The organism is Ruegeria meonggei (assembly GCF_042768335.1).
GTDB classification, from domain to species: Bacteria; Pseudomonadota; Alphaproteobacteria; order Rhodobacterales; family Rhodobacteraceae; genus Ruegeria; species Ruegeria meonggei.
Genome location: NZ_JAXHBT010000003.1, coordinates 70,901 through 97,350, shown reverse-complemented (window position 1 = coordinate 97,350; position 26,450 = coordinate 70,901). Strand labels below are relative to the sequence as shown.

Below are 26,450 nucleotides of genomic sequence, written 5' to 3'. Positions count from 1 at the left end.
GTATGAGTGTACGGCAAAGATGAATACGTCGATCCGAAGTGACGGCCAGCGCACGGTTCTGGCGCTGACCATATTCGTCAGTCTCATTCCGTTGTTCGTAACGCCCGTCCTGCCTCTGACCGATTTCTATGCCCACATTGCGCGCTACTATGTTCTGGCAAACCTGTCGGATTCGAAAGCGCTGCAGCAGTATTACGAATCTGCCTGGCAACTGCTGCCCAATCTCGGCCTCGATATTGTGGGCGTGAGCATCATGAAGGTGCTCAACCCGCTGCTTGGGGCCAAGCTGATCGCCGGGCTTATCATAGCCGCCCCCTTTGCCGGTGTCCTGTACCTGTCACATGTCCTGCATGGCCGGATCACAACGCTGAACGTGCTGCTGGCCGGGCTGGTGGCCTATAACCATATCCTGATCTGGGGGTTTTCGAACTTTCTGCTTGGGTTGGGCGTTCTTTTGGGCGCCACCGGATACTGGATCGCGACACAGGATCGCCCGGCACGCCAGCTGCTCGTGACCTCTGCCCTGGGTCTGTTGCTGTTTTTCATCCACGGCTTCGCATTTGCACTATGGGGCCTGCTCCTGGGCATGGTCGAGCTGTCACTTGCGCTTCGGGCCGGTTATCCGGGGCTTTCCACACTTGCGCGACGGGCTGGCAGGCTGGCCTTGATCGCCGTCGCCCCGGTTCTACTGTTTTTGCAGACCAAAACCGCAGGGGGCGGCGCGACCTCTCCGGTTTCAAACCTTCTGGCACATGCCGAAAAAGGAACCTTGTGGGATCGGCTGAGTACCGAGGTTTTTGTGCGCATCGACGGTTTTCTACGAGTGGCGGATTCAACCTGGCGCTCGTTCGATTATGGGTTCGGCGTTGTTTTGTGGGGCGCGCTGATCTGCGGCCTGCTGGCCGGTGTCTGGCACATTGACAAACGCATGAAACTTGCCGTTGCGCTTTGCGCCGTGCTGGTTCTGATCATTCCGCCCAACCTGTTTGGTGTCGGACATCTCAGCGAGCGTACCCCACTTCTGTTGCTGACGCTTCTGGCGGCCAGCCTCTCTCTGAATCCGGATACAAAACTGTCTTACCGGCAGGCAGCGATCGCAACGCTTGCCGGGCTGTTGCTGGTTCGAAATCTGGTGTTGACCACCGGGTGGTATCAGGATGGCAGGAACTACGAGGCATTCCTCGATGCGCTCAACACCCATGACACGCTCAGCCTGGGGGCGGGTGCCTACCTGGAAGATACCAGAAACCCTCATGTCTTCAGACCCAGCTGCATCCCCTTGTCTTTTCTTATGGTGTTCAACGGAACTGCTGTGCCGACATTTGCCAATCCCACACAACAACCAATTCGACTGATTGGCCCATTGAGCGATATACAGAATGCAACCCGGCAAATCAGCGGGGATTCCGAATACACGGTGCCTTCCGCTCTGGCTGTCTTGTCAGAGGCACAGGCGGATACCGTTGTAATCTGTGCGGTGGATTCCTTTCGACAACAGGTCGATGGTTTCAGGATACTGGCCGCAACCGAGCCGTGGACGTTGTATCAACGCATAGCAGCCCAATAGCCCCAACTTCAGGATACTATCGACCCCGAGACTCATTGATGAAAGCAAGCGCTACGAACATATCACCTAAGGAGACTGCCAGGTTCATTGCGGACCGCACGGATGGTCGCGACAATAACTTCAACCTGATCCGCATTCTTGCGGCCAGTGGTGTGTTGGTGTCGCACGCTTACCCCATCAGTTGGGGAGGATCAGCCCCTCAACCCCTTGAAAACCTGCTGCACGGCCTGACATTAGGAACGGTTTGCGTGTGGGTTTTCTTCGCCATTTCAGGGTTCTTCATTACGCGTAGCTTTGATCGGCAACCATCAATTGTTTCGTTCCTGACAGCCCGGATTTTACGGCTGTATCCCGCCCTTGCCACGGTACTTGTGGTGACCATTCTGGTCGCCGGTTTCGTGCTTACATACGCCAATCCCTCTGTGTTCTGGGCAGCAACCGGAGAATATTTCGTCCGCAACATGCTGTTGTTCGACTTGCTATACGGCCTGCCTGGCGTGTTTGAAACCAACCCCGGTGGTGCAGGCATCAACGGCTCACTCTGGTCATTATCCTATGAAGTCACCTGTTATGCCGGTGTCTTTATTTGCGGTCTTCTTGGTCTTTTGGGGAATCGAAAGGTCTTTGCCGGATTAGTGCTGCTGTTCCTGTGCATCTACGCCGCAACAATGGTTCTGGATCTGAACACGCGTATCGAACAACTCGCAAAGCTTGGGCTGACATTCCTCACTGGAATGGTGTTTTACATCTGGCGCAACAAAATCCCACTGTCATGGGGCATGCTCGCCGGGATGACAGCCGTGACAGTCGCGTCCTGGTTCACACCGCTGTTTATGCCCGTGTTCGCTGTTGGCCTGTCTTATACCGTATTCTTCGCGGGATATGCCAAAGTACCGCTGCTGCTGCGCTACAATCGGCTGGGCGATTATTCCTACGGCGTTTATATCTACGCCTTTCCCATCCAGCAGATGGTGGCGCAATCGGGTGTAACGACGCCAGCCATAAACATGGCCATCTCGCTTCCCTTCACTCTGATCTGCGCCATTCTTTCCTGGCATCTGATTGAAGCTCCGGCCATGAAACTGCGGCATCGGATCAAAGCGCCTGCACGCATTAAGGCCAAACCTGTCATCAAATAAACGAGGTCGGCCCCCTACCCTTTCCAGATCCGCTTGTAGGCCGCAATCAGAGCGGGCACCTGATGAGGCCAAGCCATTTCAGCCTCAACCCGGGCGCGGCCGTAGCTGCCCATGACAGCGCAACGTTCCTCATCCGCCAGCAATTCGGTGATCTTATCCGCCATATCGACCGGATCGTTGGCGCGCGCATAAAGCGAGGCCTCCTGCGCCGAATAGCGCCCCTCGGTCACGTCGAATTGCACGATCGGCTTTTCGAACGCCATGTATTCGAGGATCTTGTTCATGGTGGATTTGTCGTTCATTTCGTTCACCCGGTCCGGGTTCACGCAGACATCTGCGGTCGACAGGATCTCGAACAGGTCCTGATCCGGCGCGCGGCCGGTGAAGGTGACGTAATCCGACAGGCCCATCGCGGTGGATTGTTCCTGTAATTTCTCCAGGCTGGGACCCCCGCCTACAAGGCAGAACTGGATATCCTCGCGCCCCTGCACCTGCACCAGATGCGCCACCGACTCCAGCAGCAGGTCGATGCCTTCCTGATCGCCCATCACGCCAACATAGCCCACCATATACTGCCGCCCGTTGCGCCATTCCGGGTTCGGGGGCAGATGCTGCAAACGGCTCAGATCGGGCCCCGAGCGGACAACAAAGACATCCTCGGGCGCCATGCCGCCCCGTTCGATGGCAATCTTGCGATAGCTTTCATTGGTTGCAATCGACACCCGCGCCGAGGCGAAGGTCAGCCGCTCGAACGTTTTCATCAGTTTCCAGAAGAACCCGCGCTTGTCGAATTTGGCCTCGTAAAGCTCGGGGTTGATGTCGTGGTGGTCGAACAGATAGCGCACGCCAAACAGCTTGAAGGGCAGCGCCACCAGAAAGATCAGATCGGGCGGGTTGCAGCCATGGATGACGTGAAAACCGCGGGTGAACTTGATCTTCAGCGCCAGCCAGCTTTCCCAGAACAGTGCCGCACCATATTCCAGCAGATACCCCATCGCGCCACTGGCATCCAAAGGCAGCGGATGACGATAGACCTTGATGCCCTCATCTTCCCAGACACGTTCCTCATGACTTTTTCCGGTGGGACAGATGACCGAGACCAGCGCGCCTGCGGCGGCCAGCGTGCGGGCCTCCATCCAGACACGGCGGTCGAAAGGCACGGGCAGGTTTTCAACCACGATCAGAACCTTCAACCCTTTCAGGGGTTGGGTCTGGCGCAGCTCATCGAACGAGATTGGTTGAACGGCAGGCGGCGGGCTAGTCATATTCATAGGTCCGCACCACCTGCGTATCGCCAAGGCTCAGATCGTTGATAATCCGGTTCGAACCGATCACCAGATCCCAGGGGCCAGCCTCGGCCGTGGCCCGGCTCACCAGCAGGCTGTCCATATTGGGCAAATGGGTAAAGGCATAGCCCAGGTTCTGGCCTCGCAAATCAGCGGGTTCGATGCCCGGATCATAGACCGACAACTGATAGCCTGCGTCCAGCAATCGCCGCGCGATATCGACATTCGGGCTTTCGCGCAGATCATCGGTGCCGGCCTTAAAGGCCAGCCCCGCCATCAGCACCCTGCCCCCATCGGGTAACCGAGCCATGATGTCCTGCGCCTGATAGGTCTTGTGCGCCTGATTGGTCTGCAACAGGCTGTCGATCAGATGTGTATGCGCGCCCACCTCACCCGCGATGTGTTGCAACGCGCGGACATCTTTGGGCAGGCAAGACCCCCCGAACGCACCCCCCGGACGGGTGTAATAGGCCGAGATATTGAGTTTGGTGTCCGAGACGAAAATCTCGTGCATGGTTTTCGCCGACACGCCCATCCGGTGACAGATGCGGCCGATCTCATTGGCAAAAGCCACTTTGGTTGCATGCCAGGTGTTGTCGACGAATTTGGTGATCTCAGCCTCCTCAAATGCGGTGTAGAACACCGGGGCATCCAGACCTTCGTGCAGGGCGTCCATCACCGCCGAGCGATTTCCATCCGCCGTGCCCACCACGATCTTGGGCGGGTTGAAGTAATCATCGACTGCCGACACTTCGCGCAGGAATTCGGGATTATAGATGATCTCGACCGCCTGGGCCGCCCGGTTCCCCAGCGTGTTCCGGAAGATCGGCTCGATCAACTGGCGGACCGTGCCGGGCCGGAAGGTCGACCGATACGCCACCGTTAGCGGCCGCGCCCGGTCGGGCGAAACGGTCTCGGCAATCTGGCGCGTCACCTCGGCCACGAAATCCATGTTGTGTGAGCCATCGGTCGAGCTGGGCGTGCCCACGCAGACAATGGCCAGATCCACATCCCCAAGGTCCGGCATTTCAACCACCGCCCGGATCAGGTTCTTGCCAAGCGCCTCGGTCAGAAGTCCGGCCACTTTGGGTTCCTTGATCGGAGGCTGGCCAGCATTAATCTCCGAGACCTTGTCGGCATTCACATCAATGCCGACCACCTCGTGTCCTTCACGGGTCAGACAGCATGCCGCCGTGAAACCCACATACCCCAAACCAAAAATCGCAATCTTCATACCGTAATACCGCTCTAAAACTCAGCACCTAATTATCTATCCTGCCGCGACCAAAGACATGCAAACCGTCGCGCTTGGCTTCTTTCCGCATTTGGTGTCCAATTCACGACACCAATTGAGAATACACTTTGAAACAGAATTCAATGTACTGGTACGAGATATGAGTATCATCTGATAAATGAAACAAAACCGTTGCGAGGCACATACAAAATAGCACTATGCGGGCAACTATCAGTCGTCCGCTCAGAATACCAGAATCGCGATCCAGCACGTCTCAGGACATCCTAAAGAATTGTAGATTTGGAAACACTAACGCAGTAATGCGCCGTTTGTTGTGAGTTTAGAAAGTTAATGACTTGAAGCAGCCGCCCGATCCTGCTCCGGCTAAAAGCACGTCTTCCCGCACGTCCGCTCTTGCGGTGGGGGCGACCACATTGCTTGCCTCCAGCCTTTTCCGGCAGGTGCTTGGATTGATCACCCTGATCGTGATTGCCCGGCTATTGTCGCCCACAGATTTTGGCATCGCTGCCTATTTCCTGGTCGCGACAGCCTTTCTGGAAATGCTGTCGCGGCAAATTTCGATGGTCCTCATTCGAATTGACGACGTCACCCAGGATCATCTCAGCACGATTTTCACGTTTCAGGTGATCCTCGGCATTGCCGCAGCGCTGCTGTTTTACGCCACCAGGCCCCTGTTTCCGCTTATCGGGTTGCCCGAACTGACACAGCTTGCCCCGGTTCTGTGTGTGTTGTCCCTGATCATCGCCCTCAGAAGTCCCCGCTTCATCCTGTATGAACGCAAACTACGCTTTATTTACGCCGCCGGAGAAGAGACGATCAGCCGGATCGTATATGCGATCATCGCGATCAGCATGGCTTTGATCTGGCGCGACTTCTGGGCAATCATCGCCGCCAATTTCTGTGCACTTGCGACGCGCAGCATTTGGACATTCTGCATGGCCCCAATGACCGTGCGCCTGTCATTGAAGCGCTGGCACGACTGTTTTTCGTTTTCAGTCTGGACCACCGGCGCGCAGATCGCTCAGTTCTTCTCGAAAAACATGCCTCAGCTTATCATTGGTGCCACCCTGGGACTTTCCGATGCCGGTGTGTTCCGGTTGGGAAATCGGCTGAGCACGCTCGTCACAACGCAGTTGTTCGCCCCCCTGCAGCGTGTGCTTTATCCGGGGCTTGCAGACATATCCCGCAATACTGACCGCCAGGATGAAGCGTTCAATCGGCTGAACGAGTTGCTTCTGGCAATTGTATTGCCGATTTCAGTCGGAATGGCACTGGTCGCCAATTACCTGGTGATTGTAGTGATCGGCTGGCAATGGCTGGGTGCGGCTCAGGTCATTTGGGTTCTGGCACCGCTCAAAGCGTTGGAAACACTGCAGGAAAATGTCCGATCGGCATCCTATGTCGAGGGTTCGACCAAACTTCTGTTTATCAGAAATTTTTTCCTTCTGACCCTCGTCTGCATGCTGATGATGGCCGGTGTACAGTTCGGCTTTATGGGTGCGTTGGCCGCGGCAGGCGCAGCCAGCACCGCCGCCATTTTCACAACACTGCTCATCGCCAAGCGATATGGGACGCGCACATTCTTTGGGCCAATCACCGTCGCCTGGCGGTCGATTGTGTCAACGCTGGTCATGATTGCGGCCATTCTTTTCGTCGACAGCGCGATTGGCAATCAGGACCAGATCGGCTGGGCGTTCGACACACTCGATGATCTGCCGCTGCTGCGCTATCGCTTCGCAGTCAAAGTGCTGATCGGCGCCTTTGTATATACCGGGACACATTTCCTATTGTGGCATCTCGTCAAACGTCCCGAAGGCTTTGAAAGTCTGGTTCTCAGATTTGCCCGAAAGATACGCAACCGCATTTTGAACCCGAATGCCAAGAAACATGGCCCGATGGAATCGTAACAGTGTTTTGCACCGAATGTTCTTTGAAATTCTGTGATGCCACGGCCACAAGGGCCGACGGCGCAGCGCAGCATCTCGGCGATGGAACAGGGTGGTCACTGTGAAACCCTCACCTGCACCTCAACTTGATCTCAGTGTCATCATTGTGAACTACAAAACCAGCGACGTGACATTGAAGGCTATACAGTCGGTTTTGGATCATCCCGGCAAACTGAATCTCGAGGTGATCGTGGTCGATAACGATTCACAAGACGGCAGTGTCGCGGTATTGCGCGCAGCCTTTCCGCAGATAACAGTCCTGGATACCGGCCATAACGGGGGATACGCATGGGGCAACAATGTCGGCATCCGGCGGGCCCGAGGGCGCTATCTGCTGGTCCTCAATCCCGATGCGCTGGTCTATGACGGCACGCTTGAGAGTGCGGTTGCTTATATGCAGGAAAACCCGGAGGTCGGCATTCTGAGCGGCCATGTTTCACTTGAGAACGGCACACAGCAACCAACCCTGTTTCGCGAAGTCTCGTTAAGCAAACTGTTCTGGGGCCTGGTGGTGCCAAACCGCATTCTGCGCCGCAGCCAGATGTTCGGCGATCAGCGCTATGCCTCTCTGGCGCGCGACACTGCGCAGGACGTCGAGGTTGTCGCCGGATGTTTCATGATGATTTCTCGAGAGATCGTCGAAAAGGTAGGCATGATGGATGACCGGTTTTTCATGTATAGCGAAGAATCCGAATGGTGCTGGCGGGTCCGGCAGGCCGGTCTGAAAGTGCGCTACAATCCTGATGTGCGCCTCATGCATTATGGCGCTGTATCAACCGGTCAGACCTCACCTTGGAAATCTGTTGAGATCGCCAAGGGGCACATCCTTTTTCTGCGCTTTACCCGGGGACCAGCAATCGCGTGGTTTGGAACCGTGCTTATGGTGTTGGCGGACCTGCTGCGCGCCATCTGGTTCCTGCCCCTCAGCCTGATCCGCCCCGGCCATGAGGGGACCCGGGCCTGGCGCGCGCGGCTGGCATTCTTGTTTGGTGCCTTGTTCAGGCAACCAAAAGGGCAGACCCCTCCGCAACCCGATATTGGCATGGCGACATGAAGGCGCTGGCCAAATCCGCCCTGCGCGGCACGGTGCATACCGTTCTTGCCCCGATCGAGGCGCAGATGCTGTCCCGGCACCCCGAGGCGAAATGGCCCCACATATTTATTCTGGGCGCGCCCCGGTCAGGGACCTCGCTGTTTTACGAGCTTATGACAACACAGTTCGCGTTTGCCTATTTCACCAATCTGGCGCACCGGTTCTATAAGACTCCTTTGGCGGCCACCAGGATCGGGCGGCCTTTCATCTCACGACACAAACCTGCCTATCAAAGCGATTATGGCCATATTTCGGGCTGGGCCGCCCCAAACGAAGGGGGATGGATCTGGCAGCGTTGGCTGGAAGACGGCCCCTGGGTGGACGAGAGCAGGATTGTGGAATTGCCGGTGGGTGAAATCAGATCGACACTGGCCGGAATGTCGTACCTGTCTGCGGCCCCCTTCATCAATAAGAACGTGATGCATTCGAACCGCGTGCGGCTGCTGGACGCCCTGTTCCCTGGCTGCTTGTTTCTGGAGGTTCAGCGCGACGCCAGAGACACCGCCAGATCCATCATCCGGGCGCAGCGGCGCAATAAGGGGCCCGAGACGGACGAGGATGAATGGTGGTCCGTGCGCCCGTCAAACGCCAGTGGCGACACAGATATCGAACGGGCCTGTCATCAGGTCCTGGGGGTGGCCCAGGATATCGAACACGATTGTGCTTATGTCGGAGCAGACCGGCATTTCAGGGTCGATTACGCAGCCCTTTGCACCAATCCCCAGAATATTTTGTCCGACGTCGCCCAGTTTCTTTCGGATCGCAATGTCCCCACCCTGCCGCTGAAACAAGACCCTGCTCCTGAGACATTCTCCCTGCGGCCGTCCAAGCCGCTTTCACCGGAAGACGAGGCATTTCTGGACGATGTGCTTCGGCGCACGCCAACCGGAGCGGCGGTCTGATGGCGCAGGAAACGCTTTCGCTGCGCCCGGTCGCGCCCGAGGACTGGCCCCATGTCAGTGGCCTGTTCGACGATCTGACCTATGAGCAGAGCCTAACCTATGCGCAGGCAGCCGCGGGCCGCATCGGTGCAACGGCGGAATTTGTGGTCCTGTGCGACACGCAGGACAGACCGGTTGCCGCCGCCTGTCTGCGGATCAAAAGAATCCCGGTTCTGAACCGGGGCATCGCCTGGATTGCGGCGGGCCCGCTGACATGTGCCGCTGGCCAGCAGGAGCCCGACCCGGCAATGATCCAAACCATCCTGTCTGGGCTTCGCGAGCATGTGCATGCCTCGGGGCACATCCTGCGCTTGCGATTTCCGGTACAAGCCTCTCCTCCGGAAGATGCGATCACACGGGCAGGGTTTTCGCCAGCCCGGCAAGCTGACCAATATCGGACTGTGCTCATCGACCCGGATCAGGAAGATGACAACCTGATGCGTGCCTTGCATGGCAAATGGCGCAATCCGCTGCGCAACGCCCTGAAAGCAGGGCTGGAGCTTGAAACCGGCCCGATCCGGGACCTGTCAGACCGCTTTTCACGCCTTTATGAACAGGTCCGGGACGCCAAGGGATTTCAGCCCGATATTCCGCCGGACTTCTACTATGCGCTGTCGGGCAAGGATTTCGACCATGACGTCCTGATTGCACGCAAGGACGGCGAAGATATCGGCGCGATGACAATCGGCGTGTCCGGTCCGAACGCCACCTATCTGTTCGGAGCCACATCTGATGCCGGGCGGCGGCTCAATGCCGGGCACTACCTGATGTGGCAAGCCATGCTGTATTGTCACGAACGGGGGGCGAAATGTTTCGATCTGGGTGGGATCGATGCTGAGGCGAATCCAAGTGTCACCCGTTTCAAACTGCGAACGGGGGGCTCGGATGCCATCGCATCCGGCCCTTACGAGGCCCGGCCAAACGGGTTTGGTGCTAATCTGATCGACCTGGCTGAAACCCTGCACAAAAAGTTGAAATCCTGACATGCCCCGACTGATCGGCCTCAACTTCCACGGAATAGGCTCTCCCGCGCGCGAGTTGGAGGAGGACGAGGCCCCCTATTGGCTGTCAGAGACGCAGTTTACTGAGATTCTGGATCGGGTGGCAGCCAGCCCCGATCCGTCGGCCTTCGTTCTGACCTTCGATGATGGCAATCTGTCGGACTACGAAATCGTCCTGCCCGCCCTTATACAACGGGGCCTGACAGCGCGTTTTTTTGTTCTGACAGGGCGGCTGGATGAACCCGGATCACTGGCGCGCGACCACGTCACGGCCCTATTGGCCTCCGGGATGGGTGTTGGCAGCCATGGGATTGACCATGTCGCCTGGAGCGACCTGGATGCGGCCGCACTTGAACGGGAAATCGTCCAGTCACGCGATGCCCTGCAGACATTGTGTGGCCACCCGGTGACCGATGCCGGAATTCCGTTCGGCAAATACAACGCCCGTGTTCTGCGCGCCTTGCGCCGGAATGGCTACAGGACCGCATTTTCAAGTGATGCCGGATATATGACCGATACCGCATTTCTGCGGCCGCGCACCTCGTTGCGCGGGGATATGACTCAGGCAGAGATTGGCGCGATTTGTGCCGGGCGCATGCCGGCTGTCCGACGTTTGCACCGCGCAGCCGGCATGATCAAGAAGCGCATTCTGCCACTGCGCTGAGCACTGCTCACACAGCATCCTTCGATCCTGTAACAGATGAACGGGCATAACCGAACTTGTCCAGAACATGCCCCAGCTCCTGTTCGATATAGGCCAGATGCGCGGGCTCCAGTTCGTCTTTCCACTGTCCACTGCGTCCACTGCGGATATGCGCCCGTTCGTTGGTTTTCGTGGCCGAAACCTTGCTGCGCTTTCCGGCCTCAAACAGACGCATCAGACGAACGCCCAGTTCATGCTCTTTTTTTTTCAACCCAAGGAAACTGAAAATTTCCGAGTATAGTTCATCACGCTTATCCCCCATCAGATCGTCATACGAGACCTCGAGGATATCCGGGTCATCCAGATCCCAGTTCTCAAGCGTTTCGCGGCTGAAAAAGATAAAATGCCGGATTGTCATGAACAGGCCTTCAGTCTTGTCCACCGCCTGGAGCTTTTCCTGATACGTCTGCCCGCTTTCATCCGGGACATGAGCCCAAAGTTCGTTCGTCCACAAGTGATAATGATAAGACGATACGATCATATCGCGCGGATCCCGCATGATATGTATTCCTCGGTAGGGGCCGATTTCAGACCAAGGCGTCCGGCTGTGCGTCGACAGGAAAACTCTGGTCTTCGGTTGCGGAGCGTCTTTTGAAATATCTTCGAACCGGGCGTTCAGCCCAAAGGCCAGAAGCTTGAGAACCGCCTTGAAATAGGTGGTCATGGCCTTGTGATGCGTGCCGACAAATATTTTGGGCTTTTCTCCCTCCAACCCTCGCGCACGCATCCTGCACGCCAGTAAAAGCGGCATCATCTGCCAGAACTCAGGGTTTTTCAGCAGCCCGTAGTTTTTGCGAAACGAAATGGGAATCTGTGTCAGTTTTTTCTGCAACTCTGACCGCTTCGGCTTGCGGCCAATCCCGGCATCTGTCGTGATCTTGCTTTTCTGAACGGACACCTGACGACTTCCTTGTACACCTATCACCGAACGCGCCGCACACTGCGCCGCCAACTCTTGTCTGCTTACGTGCCCTCAGGCCCGAACCGCGTATATCTTATCCGCCGCGTGCGGTGCTGTTTCGCCTCGACCTGCGGTTGGTCGCTTTCTTCCTTGGCATCGGCCATCCAAAGCCCCGCGCCCAACAGGAACATCAAAAGACACGATGTGGCATCCCAGACATGCACTGTGATGGCTGCGATACAAAATCCTGACAGAGCGAAGAGATACCCCAACCGGTAGCTGTCCAATCTGCTGGACAGCTGAGCGCGCCCTAGGATCACGAAAACCATAACAATGGCCGACACGATGAAAATCAGCGACGGCAACCCATAGCGCAAAGCGACAACCAGCCAGAAATTGTCAACGCTTCCAACCATCCAGCGCGGGCGCGACCATTCGTTGAACCCGATCCCGAATATCGGATTGTTCAGGATGTCATCAGAGGAATAGGTGAAAATGCGAATCCGGTTGAAAGCCGTCGATTTTTTAATCGTCAGATACGCCGCAAAAAGCTGAGCCGGAGGCCTGTTCGCAAAAATCTCAAGGAAAATATACAGCCCGGCAAAGAGATACAGCAACAGGTTCCACTTTTTTTGGAGGAACGAGAATACGGTCTTCCAGGTCATTAATGCCATCTGAACGGCAATCGCCAGCCAGGCGCCCGACGACAAGGATACGAAAGTGGCAAGCAAGACGCTGCCGGCCCGGCTGACCTTGTAGGTGAACCCCTTGCCATATCCCAATACGTACCAGGCCAAAGAGAATGCGACGCTGCAGAAAACACCATACAGGATCGGATGCGGCATCGAACCCTGCGCCCTGTAAAAGCCCAAGCGCGGTTCCTCTTGCACGATGTTATAGACGTTGCCGATCTTGCTGAATATCTCGAGAATCAATGATCTGTCCGTAATAAACTGATGGACGCTGAACGGCAGCATGAGCAGTACGGCAATAAAAATCCAACGCACGAAGGTCCGAAATGCGTGCTCATCCCGTATCATCCAGCGTGCGATAAAATACGGGCTGGTTGTCTCGATGAATGAGATACCGATATATTCCCATCGCCACAGGGCATGGTGGTAGAAAATCGCCAACGCGCCCCACACTGCATAGCCCAGCACCAGAAAATCCGGCGCGTAATACCCGCCCGAACCATCAAGCCAGCGGATCAGGGCCGGAAAAAAGAAAACCAGCAGAACAATGCGATATCCGCTGAGTTGCAGCCCCGCGACTTCAAAATAGAGCGGGAGTATAAAGCCAAGAAACAGCAAAGGCACGACAAACGGCCGGGACGTGCGCCCGGTGCTACCACCCGTCGCCTGCAAACCCCTTCTTGTCGCTGTCGATACCGCCAATGGAACTCACCACCACTCTGCGTACATGTTACCAGATATATTCCTTATCTGCCTGTTATCCCGAATACTGGTCACGGACAAAAATCACTTTTGATGAATACTATGATTATAACAGGTTTTGTTGGGTCAAACCCGGACCGGAATCGGGTGTGATTATGCGACAACATCCTCAAGCGCTTTCCGGTGCAAAGCAATGTCCGCGGCATAATGGTCCTGCACAAAATCCCGGATTTCAGGCTCGTCAAAAACGGAAGGTGCGGACGAGACATTTGGTTTCATTAATATTTTTCGGGCCGAGACGCGCAGCTTTTCATATATCGGACCGGGCAGAACCCGCTTGGCAACGGCGCTTCCCGCATACATGGCGCGGCTCAGGCCCTGATAGCGAAATACCGTGGTGCGATTGGCATGACCAATCTCCAGCGTATCGGTGCCGATATGACGGGCCAGATCAGAAACGAAACAATCCATGCGTTCGACAGGGTATAGGTTCCTGACTATGCGCCTGCCATCGACCTCGACGAAACCGGATTGTCGAGCGAAATGTATATAATCCGGCGCGATCACCGCCGGTTCTGACTGAAGATAGGCGATGACCTTGCCGATCTCGTCACGGATATCGCAGTCATCTAGCTGCGCGAATTCCTTGTCCAGATACATCTTGGCCCGTTGCGCCATGGCGGACCGAAACCTTTGAAACGGGTCGCGCACAAGCGCGTAGCTTTCGTAACTATCAAACTTTCCGAACGCTTCGGGATCCAGCTCGCGCAGCAATGACAACGGCAAATGTCGAAAGTCGATTTCGCCCAATTTTGGATGATGCTCCACGGTTTTCAGGAATCGGCTGTCGGCATCATGAAAGGGTAAAACGGCATTTCGTACCGATGTCCCCGCGCATTTGGGGATGTGGATGAAAATAAAACGATAATGGTCAGATAAAATCATAAAGCGAAACCATGAACACGATACAGAACCTACATAGCGTTATGTGGAAAGAACCCGCAAAAGACCAGATATGGAAAACAAAGACGGGGCGCAAAAACTGCGCCCCGCCCAAATTTGTTTCGTTTTGTCTGTGGCCGAACGCACTGGCGTCACGCAATCAGAGTGTCATCCAGAACCGTCGTATTGATAAACTCAACTTCATCATCGATCGCAAATGCACTGACTTCGCCATCAATATCGCTACCCCACTGGGATCCAAGCGTCCAATCCCGATTGCGTGCACTGGTAAAGTCGAAATCCACGCCAGTTTCATCAATGACAACCTGATCATCAACAAGCACCTGCAAGCGATCCGCATCTTCATCCACCAGAACGGTGATCTCGTGCTTGTCGAGGTCGTTCAGGCCGATGTCCTTTGCCTTGAAGCCTTTATGGAACTTGGCATCATTATTGGCGACATTCACAATCAGGCCATCATCTTTGAGAACCAGGCCGATTTTCTTGTGGTTCCAGACAAGGCGCTGTGAGCTTCCATCGGCCTCATCCCGGGTGAATTCGACCGTAAACCCAAGCTGACTGGAAGATTCAAACTCTTCAAGCCGGCCCATATTTACGTAATCGTCATTGCCGTCGAACTGTATAGCCGGTCCGGATCCAGTGTTCGCGACGGTCGTATCCCCCCTCAATGCGATTTCGTCTTGGCTTAGCAATGTCCTGATATCCAGAACGAAATCATCGAAAACCATCTGAGTGGATTGGCCCACATCTGGTTGTGTAGTCCCGCTGTCCGGCTGGGTGGTCCCGCTGTCCGGCTGGGTGGTCCCGCTGTCCGGCTGGGTGGTCCCGCTGTCCGGCTGGGTGGTCCCGCTGTCCGGCTGGGTTGTCCCACTGTCCGGCTGGGTGGTCCCGCTGTCCGGCTGGGTGGTCCCGCTGTCCGGCTTGATCGCTCCACTGTCAGGCTGGGTTATTCCGCTGTCCGGCAGGGTTATTCCGCTGTCAGGCTGGGTGTTCGAGTTACCCCCTCCGGTCGTAGCAGTCCCAACCCAGTTATCGTAAGACATTGGAAACTGTTGAGCCAGATCTGATCCCGCATTCAAGTTGTCAATGGCGCTGCCTGGTTTGACACCAAACTGGTTGTATCCGTCATTTGCACCAGTGGCGTGGTACGTGAACACGTCATCATAATAACCCGATGCGTTCGGGTTAGTGTTCTGAATGAATACGTTGCTGGTAACATTCCAATCCGACTGGCCGTTGTATCCGGTGACACTGGAAACGACGTTCTGGTCAATCGTGACATTCTGCGAGGCACTCGACACGTTGATCTTCGGTATCGATACGCCGCCGGTCAGCAAACCAGGAACCGCCACAACCGTGTTGTTCGAAACTGTCAGATCCTTGGCGCCCGACACGGTAATCCCGTGCGTGTGCCCGTTGTAGATCATGTTGTCTTCGATCAGCACATTTGTGTAGAAATTGGACGGATCATCGGGGTTGACTTTTCCGCTACCCATGAAGATTGCCTGGGCATAGTCGCCAGAGCCCATATCGATGATGTTATCGCGAATAATAATGTCGCTGCTTGGCCCCAACAGTTTCGAAAACTGGATGAAGTCTCCGTGGTCTCCAGAATTCAGAGACCGTTCAAAGTCATGGATGTAGTTGCCCTCGACCAGAACGCCCTGATTGCCATCAAGATACATCCCGTCCGACCGGATCGAGTGCATATCGTTGCCCGAGACCGTCACATTGCTGCTGGACCCGATGTTCATCCCCTTCAACCAGTCCGAGAATTCGTTGTTCGAAATGGTAATATCGGAACTGCCACGGACGTGCAGGCCCATACCCCAGCCGTAACCGTCATCGGTCGGAGAGACACCCGTCGCCCAGTCACCCGAGAACGTGGAGTTATCGATGGTGATGTTCGAACTGTTCTGAATCTGAAAGGGCTTATAGCTTTTTGGCTCTCCGCCAAAAGTGTAATCGAAGTTTATTTCTTCGAATGCGATATTCGACGCGCCGTTCAGCTTCATCGCCGAGATAGTGGCTGGCGCATTCGCATCAGCCGACTTGATTGTTACAGTCGATGCATAGCTGGCACCGGTATTCAACGTGCCATAATCACCTGCTGCAAGCAGTATCGTTTCCCCACCTGTCGCCTGTGACAAAGCCTGGTTCAGCTCCGCCGCAGAGGTTACCGTGATTGTCGTCGACATATTTCACCTTCTGTTTCATGGGCGCTGTGAGTGGCAGCGCAAGAGATCCCGCACACCCAGGACAGAGGGAACAGTCGCACAAGGGCGACAGATTGGCCGAAATATGGCTATGTTTGGAAACTGTTGCCTGTACTGGGACAATCTTGCCCCATTGCCTTCATTTCCGAGTAAACTGGATACTCGATACCGGGAATTGTTCCTCATCCCTTGGTGGTAGCTAAGGGTTTGGAGAATTGATTCCGCTAGCGCAACAATGGACACAAAATTGCCACTATTCAGGCGTGTCCTCGCGTATTTACGCTAGGCATCGGCAATGAGTTGCTGGGTGCCCCTACGTCATTTCCTTAGAAGACCTCGCAACTTGCGTCATGCAGTCTCACACCGATACAAATAAGGCTTTTGATGGAATGAGACCTGACGGGGGTGCACACATCAGGGATTCCTTTTGTCGTCACGGATGCGTCACCGGGCACCGGCGTGGTACAGGCTGGAGGCAGAAAATAATCGCACCCCGGGGGCGTGGGCCCGTCTGTTCGTATCGCCCTGTCGGAAAATTCTGAATCCATAAGGATCGACCAATCAAAGAACCCTGCGTCATTTGTCTCCCTATTCACAACAGTAAGCGCGATTTTTCCGCTCAAACAGATCGCAAAACCGGCGCTTGTGTTCTGAAGCCCGTGAATTGCGTTCATTTGCCAAAAAAATTTGCGACAATGCCACAGTCCGGGTGTATAAATTAACAAAGTTGGTTTCCCTGACTGGTTGTACAGGGCGGCGTATGAGTTCTTAGAGTTACCCGAATGAGATGATCTTATTATGATCGATATTGAGGCACGCCACGAAGTCCAGGGGGGCAGCAATCGCAACTTTGGATTTGTTTTTGCAGCAGTTTTCACCATCATTGGTCTCTGGCCGCTGATCCATAGCGGGGGTCTGCGGTACTGGGCGCTGGCTATCGCGGTCGCGTTTCTGCTGATCACCTTGCTGTGCCCGTCGCTACTGTCGGGCGCCAACCGACTGTGGACAAAGTTCGGCCTGCTTCTGGGCGCGATTATTGCCCCCATCGTTATGGCTTTGGTCTACTTCCTGACCGTGACGCCAACAGGACTGATCATGAGGGCTTTAGGAAAGGACCTTTTGAGACAAAAACTAAACAAAGATACGAATACATATTGGATTGAGCGCACGGAAAACGTGGGCCCAATGAAGAATCAATTCTAGGAGTGTCAGATGTCGTTTCTGGTAGAGATGTGGCAATTTCTCAAAATTCGAAAGAAATTCTGGCTACTTCCGATCCTCATCATGATGGTGATTTTCGGCGGGCTGATCGTGCTCAGCCAGGGTTCGGCTATCGCCCCGTTCATCTATACTCTGTTCTAGGTTCTGACCGTGACCGCAATTCTCGGAATATCTGCATTCTACCACGATAGCGCTGCGGCCATTGTTGTCGACGGCACTTTGGTTGCCGCTGCGCAGGAAGAACGTTTTACGCGCAAGAAGCATGATGCGGGGTATCCGTTTCATGCGATCGAATATGTTCTGGCCGAAGCCGGGCTTAAAATTGGCGACGTCGATCACATCGCCTTTTATGACAAGCCGTTTCTGAAGTTCGAGCGCCTGCTGGAAACATATGTCTCCTACGCTCCGCGCGGGCTGAAATCCTTTCGGATGGCCATGCCGGTCTGGCTGCGTGAAAAGCTGTTTCAGAAAGATTTACTTAGCCGGGAACTGCGTCGGCACGATCCCGAATTTCGACCCAGCGACCGGCTGATGTTCAGCGAGCATCATTTCAGCCACGCTGCCAGCGCGTTCTTCCCCTCGCCTTTTGAAGAGGCGGTGGTTTTGACGCTGGATGGTGTCGGCGAATGGGCGACGACGACCTTGGCGATCGGGCGTGGGCGGGAGTTGAAGATTGAAAAGGAAATCCATTTTCCGCATTCGATCGGCCTGCTCTATTCCGCGTTCACGTATTACACGGGTTTCAAGGTCAACAGCGGTGAATACAAAGTCATGGGGCTGGCCCCCTACGGCACGCCCCGCTTCAAGGATGTCATTCTCGAGAAACTGATCGACCTGAAGGACGACGGGTCCTTCAGGCTGGATATGCAGTATTTCAACTATGCCGTTGGCCTGACGATGACTAACCAGCGTTTCGCGGACCTGTTTGGCGAGCCCGTACGCCAACCGGAAAAAGACCCACTGACCCAGTTTCACATGGACATCGCGGCTTCGGTTCAGGCCGTCACCGAAGAGATCGTTCTGCGGCTGACCCGCTCGGCCGCGCAGGAATATGGCATCGACAATCTGTGCATGGCCGGAGGGGTGGCGCTGAATTGCGTCGCCAACGGTCATATCCTGCGGGACGGCGCGTTCAAAAATATCTGGGTGCAGCCTGCCGCCGGGGATGCCGGTGGTGCGGTTGGGACCGCTTTGGCCGCGTGGCATACGGAACTGCAAAACGAGCGTCAAAGCGACAGCGCCTCGGACAAGATGAAAGGGTCTTATCTGGGACCGGAGTTTGCGCAGGATGACATTGAACAGCGTCTGAACGTCATCGGTGCAAAATATGAGACGCTCGAGACTGATGCCATGATCGCCGAGGCGGCGGCGGCTCTGGTCGATGGTAAGGCGCTTGGCTGGTTCCAGGGGCGGATGGAGTTTGGACCCCGTGCGCTTGGGGGTCGGTCCATTATCGGCGATCCGCGGTCCCCGTCGATGCAAAAGACGCTGAACCTCAAGGTGAAGTATCGCGAAAGCTTTCGCCCCTTCGCCCCTTCGGTTCTGCGCGAAGATGTAAACGACTGGTTCGAACTGGATTATGACAGCCCATATATGCTGCTGGTTGCGGATGTTCAGGAAAAGCTGCGCCGCGCGATGACGTCCGAGGAAACGCAGCGTTTCGGGATCGACAAGCTGAACGTTGTGCGCTCGGACATTCCGGCGGTGACGCATGTCGATTATTCCGCCCGCGTGCAGACCGTGCATGCCGAAACCAACCCGCTGTACCACGCGCTTATTTCTGAATTTAAGCAGCGCACCGGGTGCCCGGTTCTGGTCAACACCTCCTTCAACGTTCGGGGAGAGCCGATCGTTTGTACGCCCGAAGATGCGTTCCGCTGTTTCATGGGCACAGATCTGGACATGCTAGTTGTTGGCCGCTGCATTCTGCGCAAACCGGATCAAGACGAGGCGCTGAAACAGGATTACAAAGAAGCGTTCGAGCTTGACTAGCCCAGGCATCTCTCATCGCGTTGGTCCCGACGCATTCAACATATGTCCGCCTGATTTCGATGCGTGAGGCAGAAATGACGCTCACCCGACCCAAATTCGACTACCGGAAGCTGCTTGGAGTTTTCCTGGTGGCCGCAAGTGTGGGGTTCAACAAATGGTCGGTGCAGGCATTGGCCACCTCGGACGGGCAGATAAACTCCGAGCTGTTCATCTACGCGATCATCGGGATTCAGATTCTGCTGGGAACTATGGGGCTGTCTTTTCTGAACCTCGAGCGACAGCGCCTGTGGCTGGCTCTGATCCTGCTTGGTTTTGTTCTTTATGTCTGGGCTGCAACGCGCCAGCCCACCGAAAGCTTTGAGCATTTCTTTCTGGCCTATCTGCCGCAGAGCTTCTATCTCAATGTCCTACTCAGCATAGCGGCGCTGCTAGCATATGTTTTCACAACCCGGAATGACCGACGCCGGGACATCGCCCAGAACGTTGCACTGAGTGTGGCGACATTTGGGTTTGTGGCCCTGTTGATCGAACTGCCCGCCCTGACAGGTTTCATCGACTACCGGCAGGTCTTTATCCCCAAAGGGGTAGGCCTGACCGGCCCCCACAATCGGATCTACGAGCCGGGCGGCTTTTTCCACCGCCCCGCAAACGATCAGTACAGCGAGGTGCGACCGGGGGATTCCGTGTTAACGCTGGGCGCGCAGACGAACCGCTTGTACGAGGCGGACTACACCTATGATCAGAACGGTTTTCGCAACAGCACCCCAATCGCAAATCCCGATCTGCTGCTTGTCGGCGACAGCTTTATCGAAGGGTACAAGGTCGGGCAGGATGCGACCGTCACCGAACAGATCATGCAGGGATCGAACTATACGGCCATAAGCCTCGCCCAAAGCGACTACTCGCTTTACCACGGGCTGAGCGCGATGCTTCACTATCTGGAGGACTATTCGCCCAGGGTTGTGGTCTGGTTTCTGTTTGAGGGCAACGATCTGCCTTACTTCCCGATCAGCCATGACAAGTTTGTGTCCCGCAGTGCGGCCTCTGCCGAACCGGCCCGGTTCAGCGAGCGGTCGTTCTTTGGCAGCCTGTCTTCCAGTCTGGCCTCGTGGAGTTCGCTGGCAGTACGCAGCCTGCAGCAGGACAACTATGCGCGGACCCGATCCGGCAATTTCCCCGATGTGGCGTGGTCCGATGAAACAGCAATGTATTTCGACTATGGCCCTCCTGAACGGGCCGAGACGCGCCTGCCCTATCTGAAGGACCTGTTGGTTCAGGGGGATGCCCTGGTTCGGGAAAACGGCGCGACACTTCTGGTCGCGCATATCCCGATGAAAATCGATGTTTATCGCGACCTGCTGGCATTTCCCAATGACAGCGTCGTGCAGGACTGGGTGCCTTTGGAACTGGCCGCCGAGCTTCAGGCCTGGGCAGATGAGAACAGCCTAAACTACATGGATTTAACGCCTGCCCTGCAGCAGGCCGCCGCTGACGGGGCATTGGTCTATTTTCTGGATGATGCGCATTGGACCCCGGAAGGGCATCAGGTCGTCGCGCGGACGGTCCTTGATCACCTGACGATGAAAGGCTGGTTGGATTAGGGTGCTGGTATGAAAATTCTTTCCTTCAAATCCGGGCATGATGGGGCGGTCGCAGGAATCGACGCACCAAATCAGCACCTGATGTTTTCCTATGAAGCCGAGAAAGACAGCCTGCCCCGAAACTCGCCCATCGACCCGAATACGCTGATCGACGCCGGGCTGTGGTTTAACGAACTCCCTGACGTTCTGGCCCTAAGTGGCTGGTCGACACCGGGTGAAAGCCACACGGTCATATCCGGTGCCGGAAGTTTCGGCATCGACGAAAGCGCAGCCATTGTCGGGACAAAGAACTTCTTTGGCAAACGGCTGGACTATTATTCTTCCTCGCATGAACGGTCGCTTATCTGGGCGACCTATGCGATGTCGCCCTTCGAACAGGGCGAGCCTTGTTATGTGCTGGTCTGGGAAGACGAACTCGGTGATTTCTATGAAATCGACCGCGATCTGAAGATACATCACAAGGGGCGGGTACTGACCGTGCCCGGACGCCGGTTTTCCTTTCTCTACGCACTTGCGGACCCCGCTTTTACGGGGGGTCGTGAAACGCTGGGAAAGGATTTTTCCAGCAAGCTGCAATCCGCCAGCGCGCATGGGGACGCAAGCGCCAACGACGGTGATGCGCCGGGCTTGATTGACGCGCTTTTAAACAACGGCGCAGAATCCGGTTTCCTAAACAAGGATACGTTCAGGGACTCGCCCTACCACAACATCGGTGTCGCCTCGCCAAGGTTCCACAACCTTGCGGCCAAATATTCCGAGGCGGTCTTTTCCCGCTTCCATGACTTCGCGAAAGCCAATCTGACCAAGCGCTATCCGCTGCTGATTTCCGGGGAATGCGGACTGAACTATCGCTGGAACACGCGCTGGCGGGACAGCGGCCTGTTCCGCGATGTCTTTATCCCTCCGTGCACCAATGATTCCGGCTGTGCAATCGGCACGGCGGTTGATGCCATGCGCCATTTCACGGGGCGGGCCAAGCTGGACTGGACGGTGTACGCGGGTCAGCCCTTCAACGACGATCGGGGCGAGATGGAAGGCGTCACCAGCCGCGAGTTGAACTTAAGCGAGGTTGCCGCCGCACTGCAGGACGGGATGGTCATCGGCTGGGTCATGGGAAATTGTGAAATCGGCCCGCGGGCGCTGGGAAACCGATCAATCCTCGCGGCCCCGTTTTCGACCGAGACACGCGACCGGGTGAACAGGATAAAGGGCCGCGCGGGCCGCGCGCCGGTGTCCCCCGTTTGTCTGGAGGACGATGTGTCAAAACATTTCGACTGGTCAGGTCCCTCGCCGCACATGCTGCATTTTCAGCAAGTAATCGATCCAAGGCTTAAGGCCGTAAGCCACGTGGATGGATCAGCCCGGGTGCAGACCGTGACAAAAGACCAGAATGCAATGCTGTATGACCTGCTGACCGAGTTCAAGGCAGCCAGCGGCGCCGGCGTCTTGTGCAACACATCGCTGAACTTCAAACGCTCGGGCTTCATTAACAAAACGAGTGACCTGTACAAATTCGCGCGCACTGTCGGGCTTGACGGATTCGTCGCCGGAAGATCGTTCTATCGGTTTTAAAGGGCGCTCGCGAGCTGGTGAAGGTGCCGTCATAGACAAGGCTTTTGCATGTCCGTAGTGTTTTCCCTGCCACCAATGTTATGAAGAGCGACCGCCCATGCGAAGCACATACATCTCTGTTGGCATCCTGTTTTGCTCCATTCTTTTGTTAATGGCACCGGCAACGCCGTTGCTTGCGGCACCAGCCTGTTCCGGGGCGAACACCGCGTCGGAAACCCTAAACGACCAGATCATCCAAAACGCCAAGAACCTTTCCGAGGCTCTCAGGACTGCCGGCGGCGGCGAAATCATAGTGCTGGCCGGGGGAAATTATGGCGCTTTGAATATCAAGGCAGCCTTCAAAACCCCGGTCTCGATCCGGTCCGCAGACCCCAGTTCTCCGGCGTGTTTCACTGAGCTGCGCCTGAACGGAGCCGGAAATCTGACACTTGATGGGTTGATGTTCGACTATTCCTACAAACCCGGTGACAAAAACCGCGTCAACCACTTCAGCATCCGGAACAGCCACAAAATCACCATCAGCAATTCTGTGTTCGATGGCGATTACAAAGCAGGCATTGGCCACGGCCGGGGCCTGCTGATTAGGGACAGTTCCAAAGTCACCATTTCAAACAGCGTTTTTCGGAAGTGGTGGAAAGCGCTGACCGGTGTTCATAGCACATATCTGACAATTCGCCGAAACCAGTTCTATGACATCCGGGCCGATGGAATGATCTTCAGCGGCATGGATGATCTGGTGATCGAACTGAACAGGATGCACAATTTTCGCGCCAGTACCAGCCGCGACCACCGGGATATGATCCAGCTGATACGGAGCACAAACCGGGGCAGTTCCAATATCGTGATCCGGGACAATATCTTCGATATCGGAGCCGGAGATTACACCCAGACGATTTTCATGGGCAAAAGCGGGAAGAATACGAATGACCCCCTTTTGCGTCACAAGAACGTCCTGATTGAAAACAATGTGATCTACAACGCGCATCTGCATGGGATTTCGATCCATGCGGCAGACAATCTTTCAATCCGCAAAAACTCGATCATTCGGGTGCGCCAGGCGAATGATGGCAAGGTCACGATCCCACGCATAAATGTATCGGCATCAACCTATGTCGTGATCGAACAAAACGTCGTCGGCGCCATCAACGGCTACCAAAATCAAAAGGACTGGGCAGTACTCAACAACGCCATCGTTCAAGACCAGTCCCCTTCAAAGCCCGGATACTATGACCGAGAATTCATCTACTATGCGACCGGTGCCGCCAATGGCTTTCATGAATACGGGGTGCGTCCCGGCAGCGAAATTGACCGCCTTAATGCCGGTTCCACACTTGTTAAAAATTACCCGACGCGCCGTTAGATACGGGGTTGAGAGGCCCAAAAATTGAACTGTTTTAAGTACAATAATTCCCTTTAGACGATCCACGGAACCAACGGTACAAAAGCTTGCTCTACCCTGCCCCCAATCATCACTCTGCGGCCCTGTCATGATCTCGGACCTTAAAAACAAAAGCCTGTTTTTCAGGTTCCTCGGCATCAGCGCCCTTGGCACAACCGCTGATTACCTGCTGGCCTTGTTGCTGGCTGCGATTCTGCTTGCGCCGCCTGTCCTTGCATCGACCTGTGGCTTTGCCCTCGGCTCGATCATCAATTACTGCGGGCACAATATCTTCAGCTACGAACATACCAGCCAGAGCACAATCTCGGTCCGGGGATACGTGAAGTACTTTATGGCAGTGGTATCCTCGCTGGTCGTGCGGCTCGCTGTGGTTGCGGGGTTGGGCTATGTCACCGCCCTGCCCTTCTGGTTCATCCTGCTGGTGGCGATCGGCGCGTCCTTTGCCGTCAACTATGTGATTTCAACCCTCTGGGTATTCCGCAAACCGGGTTAGGTTCGACTCGGCCCTGCGCCCCCGGTATAGTACAAAGACCGCCGCGATCAGGCCGAACCCGGCCAGAAACGCGCCAACCCATTCGCTCCAATGTCGTGGAAGGGTGATCCTGACATCCGCGTCAGTCGGGGCGAATGTGACAAAGCCATTTTCCGGGTCCGGAGAGAGTGTCAGCGGAGTTCCATCTGTGGTCTCGGCCTTCATATGTGACCAATATATCAGCACAACGCGCAGCGGTGTTTCTGATTGCCCGAGGTCTTCAACGCGAACGATCCATTGGCGCGGTGCCTCCTGAACAGGCTGGATGAAACCAGACCCCGCAGCTTCGATTTCGGCCGCAAGCTCCAGCATGTGCCGCGACAATCTCCAGATCGGCTGCCCTTCGGCTTTCACGTCTTCGGCAAGCGGGTTAAATACCGCTGGCGGTAAGTATTCCGGCGCACCAATCATCGCAATTGGTTGCCCGCGCGCCGCAATGCCTTTGGTAATGCGATCCGGCAGCAGCATCCCCACAGCAAGGAAAGAGATCACCAGCGCCCCAACACCGACCCATGCAATCCGGCGCGAACGTCGGTCCGAGGCAAAGGCAGCGCTCAACACACCTATGGAAAGGGCAAGCGCCAGATCGGAAATCAAAGTCAGCCGGTAGGGAAACTGGACCTTCGCAATGATCCAATTATCCCACAGAACCCGCGAGAACGAGCTGTTAAGCAGGAGGACAAGAATTGCAGGCACCAACGCCCAGATGATCAGGTTTCTTCTGGTTTCGCCCGCTGTAATCAGGATGGCCAGCCCGGCCACGGCGGCGGCGGTCAATTGGCATATCAAAAGGGCAAGCTTGTACATGCTTTCAGGAAGGACATCCGCCCCGATCAGATACCAGCTTTCGGGAATGAGCTCCTGCGTATAAAGGCCTTCGGGCGACACGTCCCCAAGCAAAATAAGGGCAGGCAACCAATAAAATGCGGACAAGGCGATCCCGGAAATCCCCATGATGGCCAGTATGACAAGCGACCGGACAAAGCGGGTCCGGTCGGTCAAAATCCACACGGCGACGATAACGGCCATAACGTGAACGACCAAAAGCAAGGTTGGAAGATGGCTGAGGCCAAGCCCTGCAAGCCCAACCGGCAAGGACCAGACCGGCCGATGGTCACGCAGGGTCACAAGCACCCCATGCCCGACAAGGGGCACGAAAACATAGGCCGCAAACTCACCCGCAGCCTGACGGACCATCCAGTCGATGCCCACATGATAAGGGGCAAGCGCCCACACGAAGGCAGCCACCAATGCAGGCTTTAGGGGCAGAAACTGCCGGCTAAAGATCCAGAACGTCATACCCGACAACCAGCATAGGAAGCCGCCGGACAACCCAAAAAGCACCTGCGGGCTGCATCCCGGACAAACCCACTGTGCCGGACCAACAGCGATATAAAACGGAAGAGGCGCATAAAAGAAAAAATCGAACCCTCCGACTCCATCCCAAAGGGCAGGTAGGAACCGGGGATAAATCGCACCAGCACTCAGCGCGTCCGCAAAGGCCACCGTCCAGCTCATGTTGAAGCCGTAGGAATGCCCCATCGGTGTGCCAATCACCGCGAAGACCAAAAGACTGACAGCCAAGGCCGCCAGCGCGGTTAGCCCGATCCAGACGTTGCTGCGCACTGATTTGTCTCTCCCTACTCGGCCGGAACTGAGCCTCAGTTTTTTCAGATTCCGGACGGGACCGCGCCGGAACCGGTTGAGCGAAGGGTATCACTGAAAAAG

General features: G+C 55.7%; 21 protein-coding genes. 14 read left to right on the top strand and 7 right to left on the bottom strand.

The annotated features are described in order from the left end of the window. Positions 1 to 19: 19 nt before the first annotated feature. Complete coding sequence (locus SJY13_RS23100; protein ID WP_377194795.1) at positions 20 to 1,567, top strand: hypothetical protein; 1,548 nt, start codon at positions 20 to 22, stop codon at positions 1,565 to 1,567. Between the two features lie 38 nt (positions 1,568 to 1,605). Then, positions 1,606 to 2,706, top strand: coding sequence for an acyltransferase family protein (locus SJY13_RS23095; protein WP_377194793.1), 1,101 nt, complete (start codon positions 1,606 to 1,608; stop codon positions 2,704 to 2,706). Positions 2,707 to 2,720: 14 nt separating this feature from the next. On the opposite strand, the gene SJY13_RS23090 is transcribed toward SJY13_RS23095, so the two are convergent. Both SJY13_RS23090 and SJY13_RS23085 read right to left on the bottom strand, forming a co-directional pair. After that, the gene (locus tag SJY13_RS23090) at positions 2,721 to 3,971 is read right to left on the bottom strand and encodes a glycosyltransferase family 4 protein (protein WP_377194791.1); all 1,251 of its coding nucleotides are present in this window, start codon (positions 3,969 to 3,971) and stop codon (positions 2,721 to 2,723) included. Then, entirely contained in the window at positions 3,964 to 5,226 is a 1,263-nt protein-coding gene (locus SJY13_RS23085; RefSeq protein WP_377194789.1) for a nucleotide sugar dehydrogenase, read from the bottom strand. Before SJY13_RS23085 ends, SJY13_RS23090 begins: the two co-directional genes overlap by 8 nt. A 419-nt stretch (positions 5,227 to 5,645) precedes the next feature. On the opposite strand from SJY13_RS23085, the gene SJY13_RS23080 reads away from it, so the two are divergent. From SJY13_RS23080 to SJY13_RS23060, 5 genes are all read left to right on the top strand, one after another. Then, entirely contained in the window at positions 5,646 to 7,154 is a 1,509-nt protein-coding gene (locus SJY13_RS23080; RefSeq protein WP_377194815.1) for an oligosaccharide flippase family protein, read from the top strand. 100 nt (positions 7,155 to 7,254) lie between these two features. Then, on the top strand, positions 7,255 to 8,247 hold the full coding sequence (locus SJY13_RS23075) for a glycosyltransferase family 2 protein (RefSeq protein ID WP_377194787.1): 993 nt from the start codon (positions 7,255 to 7,257) through the stop codon (positions 8,245 to 8,247). Then, positions 8,244 to 9,188 (top strand): sulfotransferase, encoded by a 945-nt coding sequence (locus SJY13_RS23070; protein WP_377194785.1) that lies wholly within the window; start codon positions 8,244 to 8,246, stop codon positions 9,186 to 9,188. Before SJY13_RS23075 ends, SJY13_RS23070 begins: the two co-directional genes overlap by 4 nt. Next, positions 9,188 to 10,210, top strand: coding sequence for a lipid II:glycine glycyltransferase FemX (locus tag SJY13_RS23065; RefSeq protein ID WP_377194783.1), 1,023 nt, complete (start codon positions 9,188 to 9,190; stop codon positions 10,208 to 10,210). Before SJY13_RS23070 ends, SJY13_RS23065 begins: the two co-directional genes overlap by 1 nt. Position 10,211: 1 nt before the next feature. Next, positions 10,212 to 10,892, top strand: coding sequence for a polysaccharide deacetylase family protein (locus tag SJY13_RS23060; protein WP_377194781.1), 681 nt, complete (start codon positions 10,212 to 10,214; stop codon positions 10,890 to 10,892). A gap of 7 nt (positions 10,893 to 10,899) precedes the next feature. Here the strand turns inward: SJY13_RS23060 and SJY13_RS23055 are convergent, their stop codons facing one another. The 4 genes from SJY13_RS23055 to SJY13_RS23040 all read right to left on the bottom strand — a co-directional run bounded on the left by SJY13_RS23055 (position 10,900) and on the right by SJY13_RS23040 (position 16,387). Next, positions 10,900 to 11,829 carry a sulfotransferase domain-containing protein gene (locus SJY13_RS23055; RefSeq protein ID WP_377194779.1) on the bottom strand — a complete coding sequence of 310 codons (930 nt, stop codon included), beginning with the start codon at positions 11,827 to 11,829 and terminating at the stop codon, positions 10,900 to 10,902. A 65-nt stretch (positions 11,830 to 11,894) separates the two neighbouring features. Then, a complete protein-coding gene (locus tag SJY13_RS23050; RefSeq protein ID WP_377194777.1) occupies positions 11,895 to 13,226 on the bottom strand; it encodes an O-antigen ligase family protein in 1,332 nt (443 codons plus the stop codon). Between the two features lie 153 nt (positions 13,227 to 13,379). Beyond that, positions 13,380 to 14,171, bottom strand: coding sequence for a sulfotransferase family 2 domain-containing protein (locus tag SJY13_RS23045; protein ID WP_377194775.1), 792 nt, complete (start codon positions 14,169 to 14,171; stop codon positions 13,380 to 13,382). A 149-nt stretch (positions 14,172 to 14,320) separates the two neighbouring features. Beyond that, positions 14,321 to 16,387 carry a right-handed parallel beta-helix repeat-containing protein gene (locus SJY13_RS23040; RefSeq protein ID WP_377194773.1) on the bottom strand — a complete coding sequence of 689 codons (2,067 nt, stop codon included), beginning with the start codon at positions 16,385 to 16,387 and terminating at the stop codon, positions 14,321 to 14,323. An 816-nt stretch (positions 16,388 to 17,203) separates the two neighbouring features. On the opposite strand from SJY13_RS23040, the gene SJY13_RS23035 reads away from it, so the two are divergent. The 7 genes from SJY13_RS23035 (at position 17,204) to SJY13_RS23005 (ending at position 24,683) form a co-directional block, all read left to right on the top strand. Continuing rightward, on the top strand, positions 17,204 to 17,608 hold the full coding sequence (locus tag SJY13_RS23035; protein ID WP_377194771.1) for an SxtJ family membrane protein: 405 nt from the start codon (positions 17,204 to 17,206) through the stop codon (positions 17,606 to 17,608). 9 nt (positions 17,609 to 17,617) lie between these two features. Continuing rightward, on the top strand, positions 17,618 to 17,767 hold the full coding sequence (locus SJY13_RS23030) for a DUF5989 family protein (RefSeq protein ID WP_377194769.1): 150 nt from the start codon (positions 17,618 to 17,620) through the stop codon (positions 17,765 to 17,767). Positions 17,768 to 17,776: 9 nt separating this feature from the next. Further along, positions 17,777 to 19,618, top strand: a complete 1,842-nt coding sequence (locus SJY13_RS23025) for a carbamoyltransferase family protein (protein WP_377194767.1) — start codon at positions 17,777 to 17,779, stop codon at positions 19,616 to 19,618. Positions 19,619 to 19,692: 74 nt separating this feature from the next. After that, complete coding sequence (locus SJY13_RS23020) at positions 19,693 to 21,219, top strand: alginate O-acetyltransferase AlgX-related protein (protein ID WP_377194765.1); 1,527 nt, start codon at positions 19,693 to 19,695, stop codon at positions 21,217 to 21,219. A gap of 9 nt (positions 21,220 to 21,228) precedes the next feature. Then, complete coding sequence (locus SJY13_RS23015) at positions 21,229 to 22,791, top strand: carbamoyltransferase C-terminal domain-containing protein (RefSeq protein ID WP_377194763.1); 1,563 nt, start codon at positions 21,229 to 21,231, stop codon at positions 22,789 to 22,791. A 97-nt stretch (positions 22,792 to 22,888) separates the two neighbouring features. Then, positions 22,889 to 24,151 carry a right-handed parallel beta-helix repeat-containing protein gene (locus tag SJY13_RS23010; protein ID WP_377194761.1) on the top strand — a complete coding sequence of 421 codons (1,263 nt, stop codon included), beginning with the start codon at positions 22,889 to 22,891 and terminating at the stop codon, positions 24,149 to 24,151. Positions 24,152 to 24,278: 127 nt separating this feature from the next. Beyond that, entirely contained in the window at positions 24,279 to 24,683 is a 405-nt protein-coding gene (locus SJY13_RS23005) for a GtrA family protein (RefSeq protein WP_377194759.1), read from the top strand. Here SJY13_RS23005 and SJY13_RS23000 read toward each other — a convergent pair. Continuing rightward, complete coding sequence (locus tag SJY13_RS23000) at positions 24,651 to 26,348, bottom strand: hypothetical protein (RefSeq protein WP_377194757.1); 1,698 nt, start codon at positions 26,346 to 26,348, stop codon at positions 24,651 to 24,653. The genes SJY13_RS23005 and SJY13_RS23000 overlap by 33 nt on opposite strands. Positions 26,349 to 26,450 lie beyond the last annotated feature (102 nt).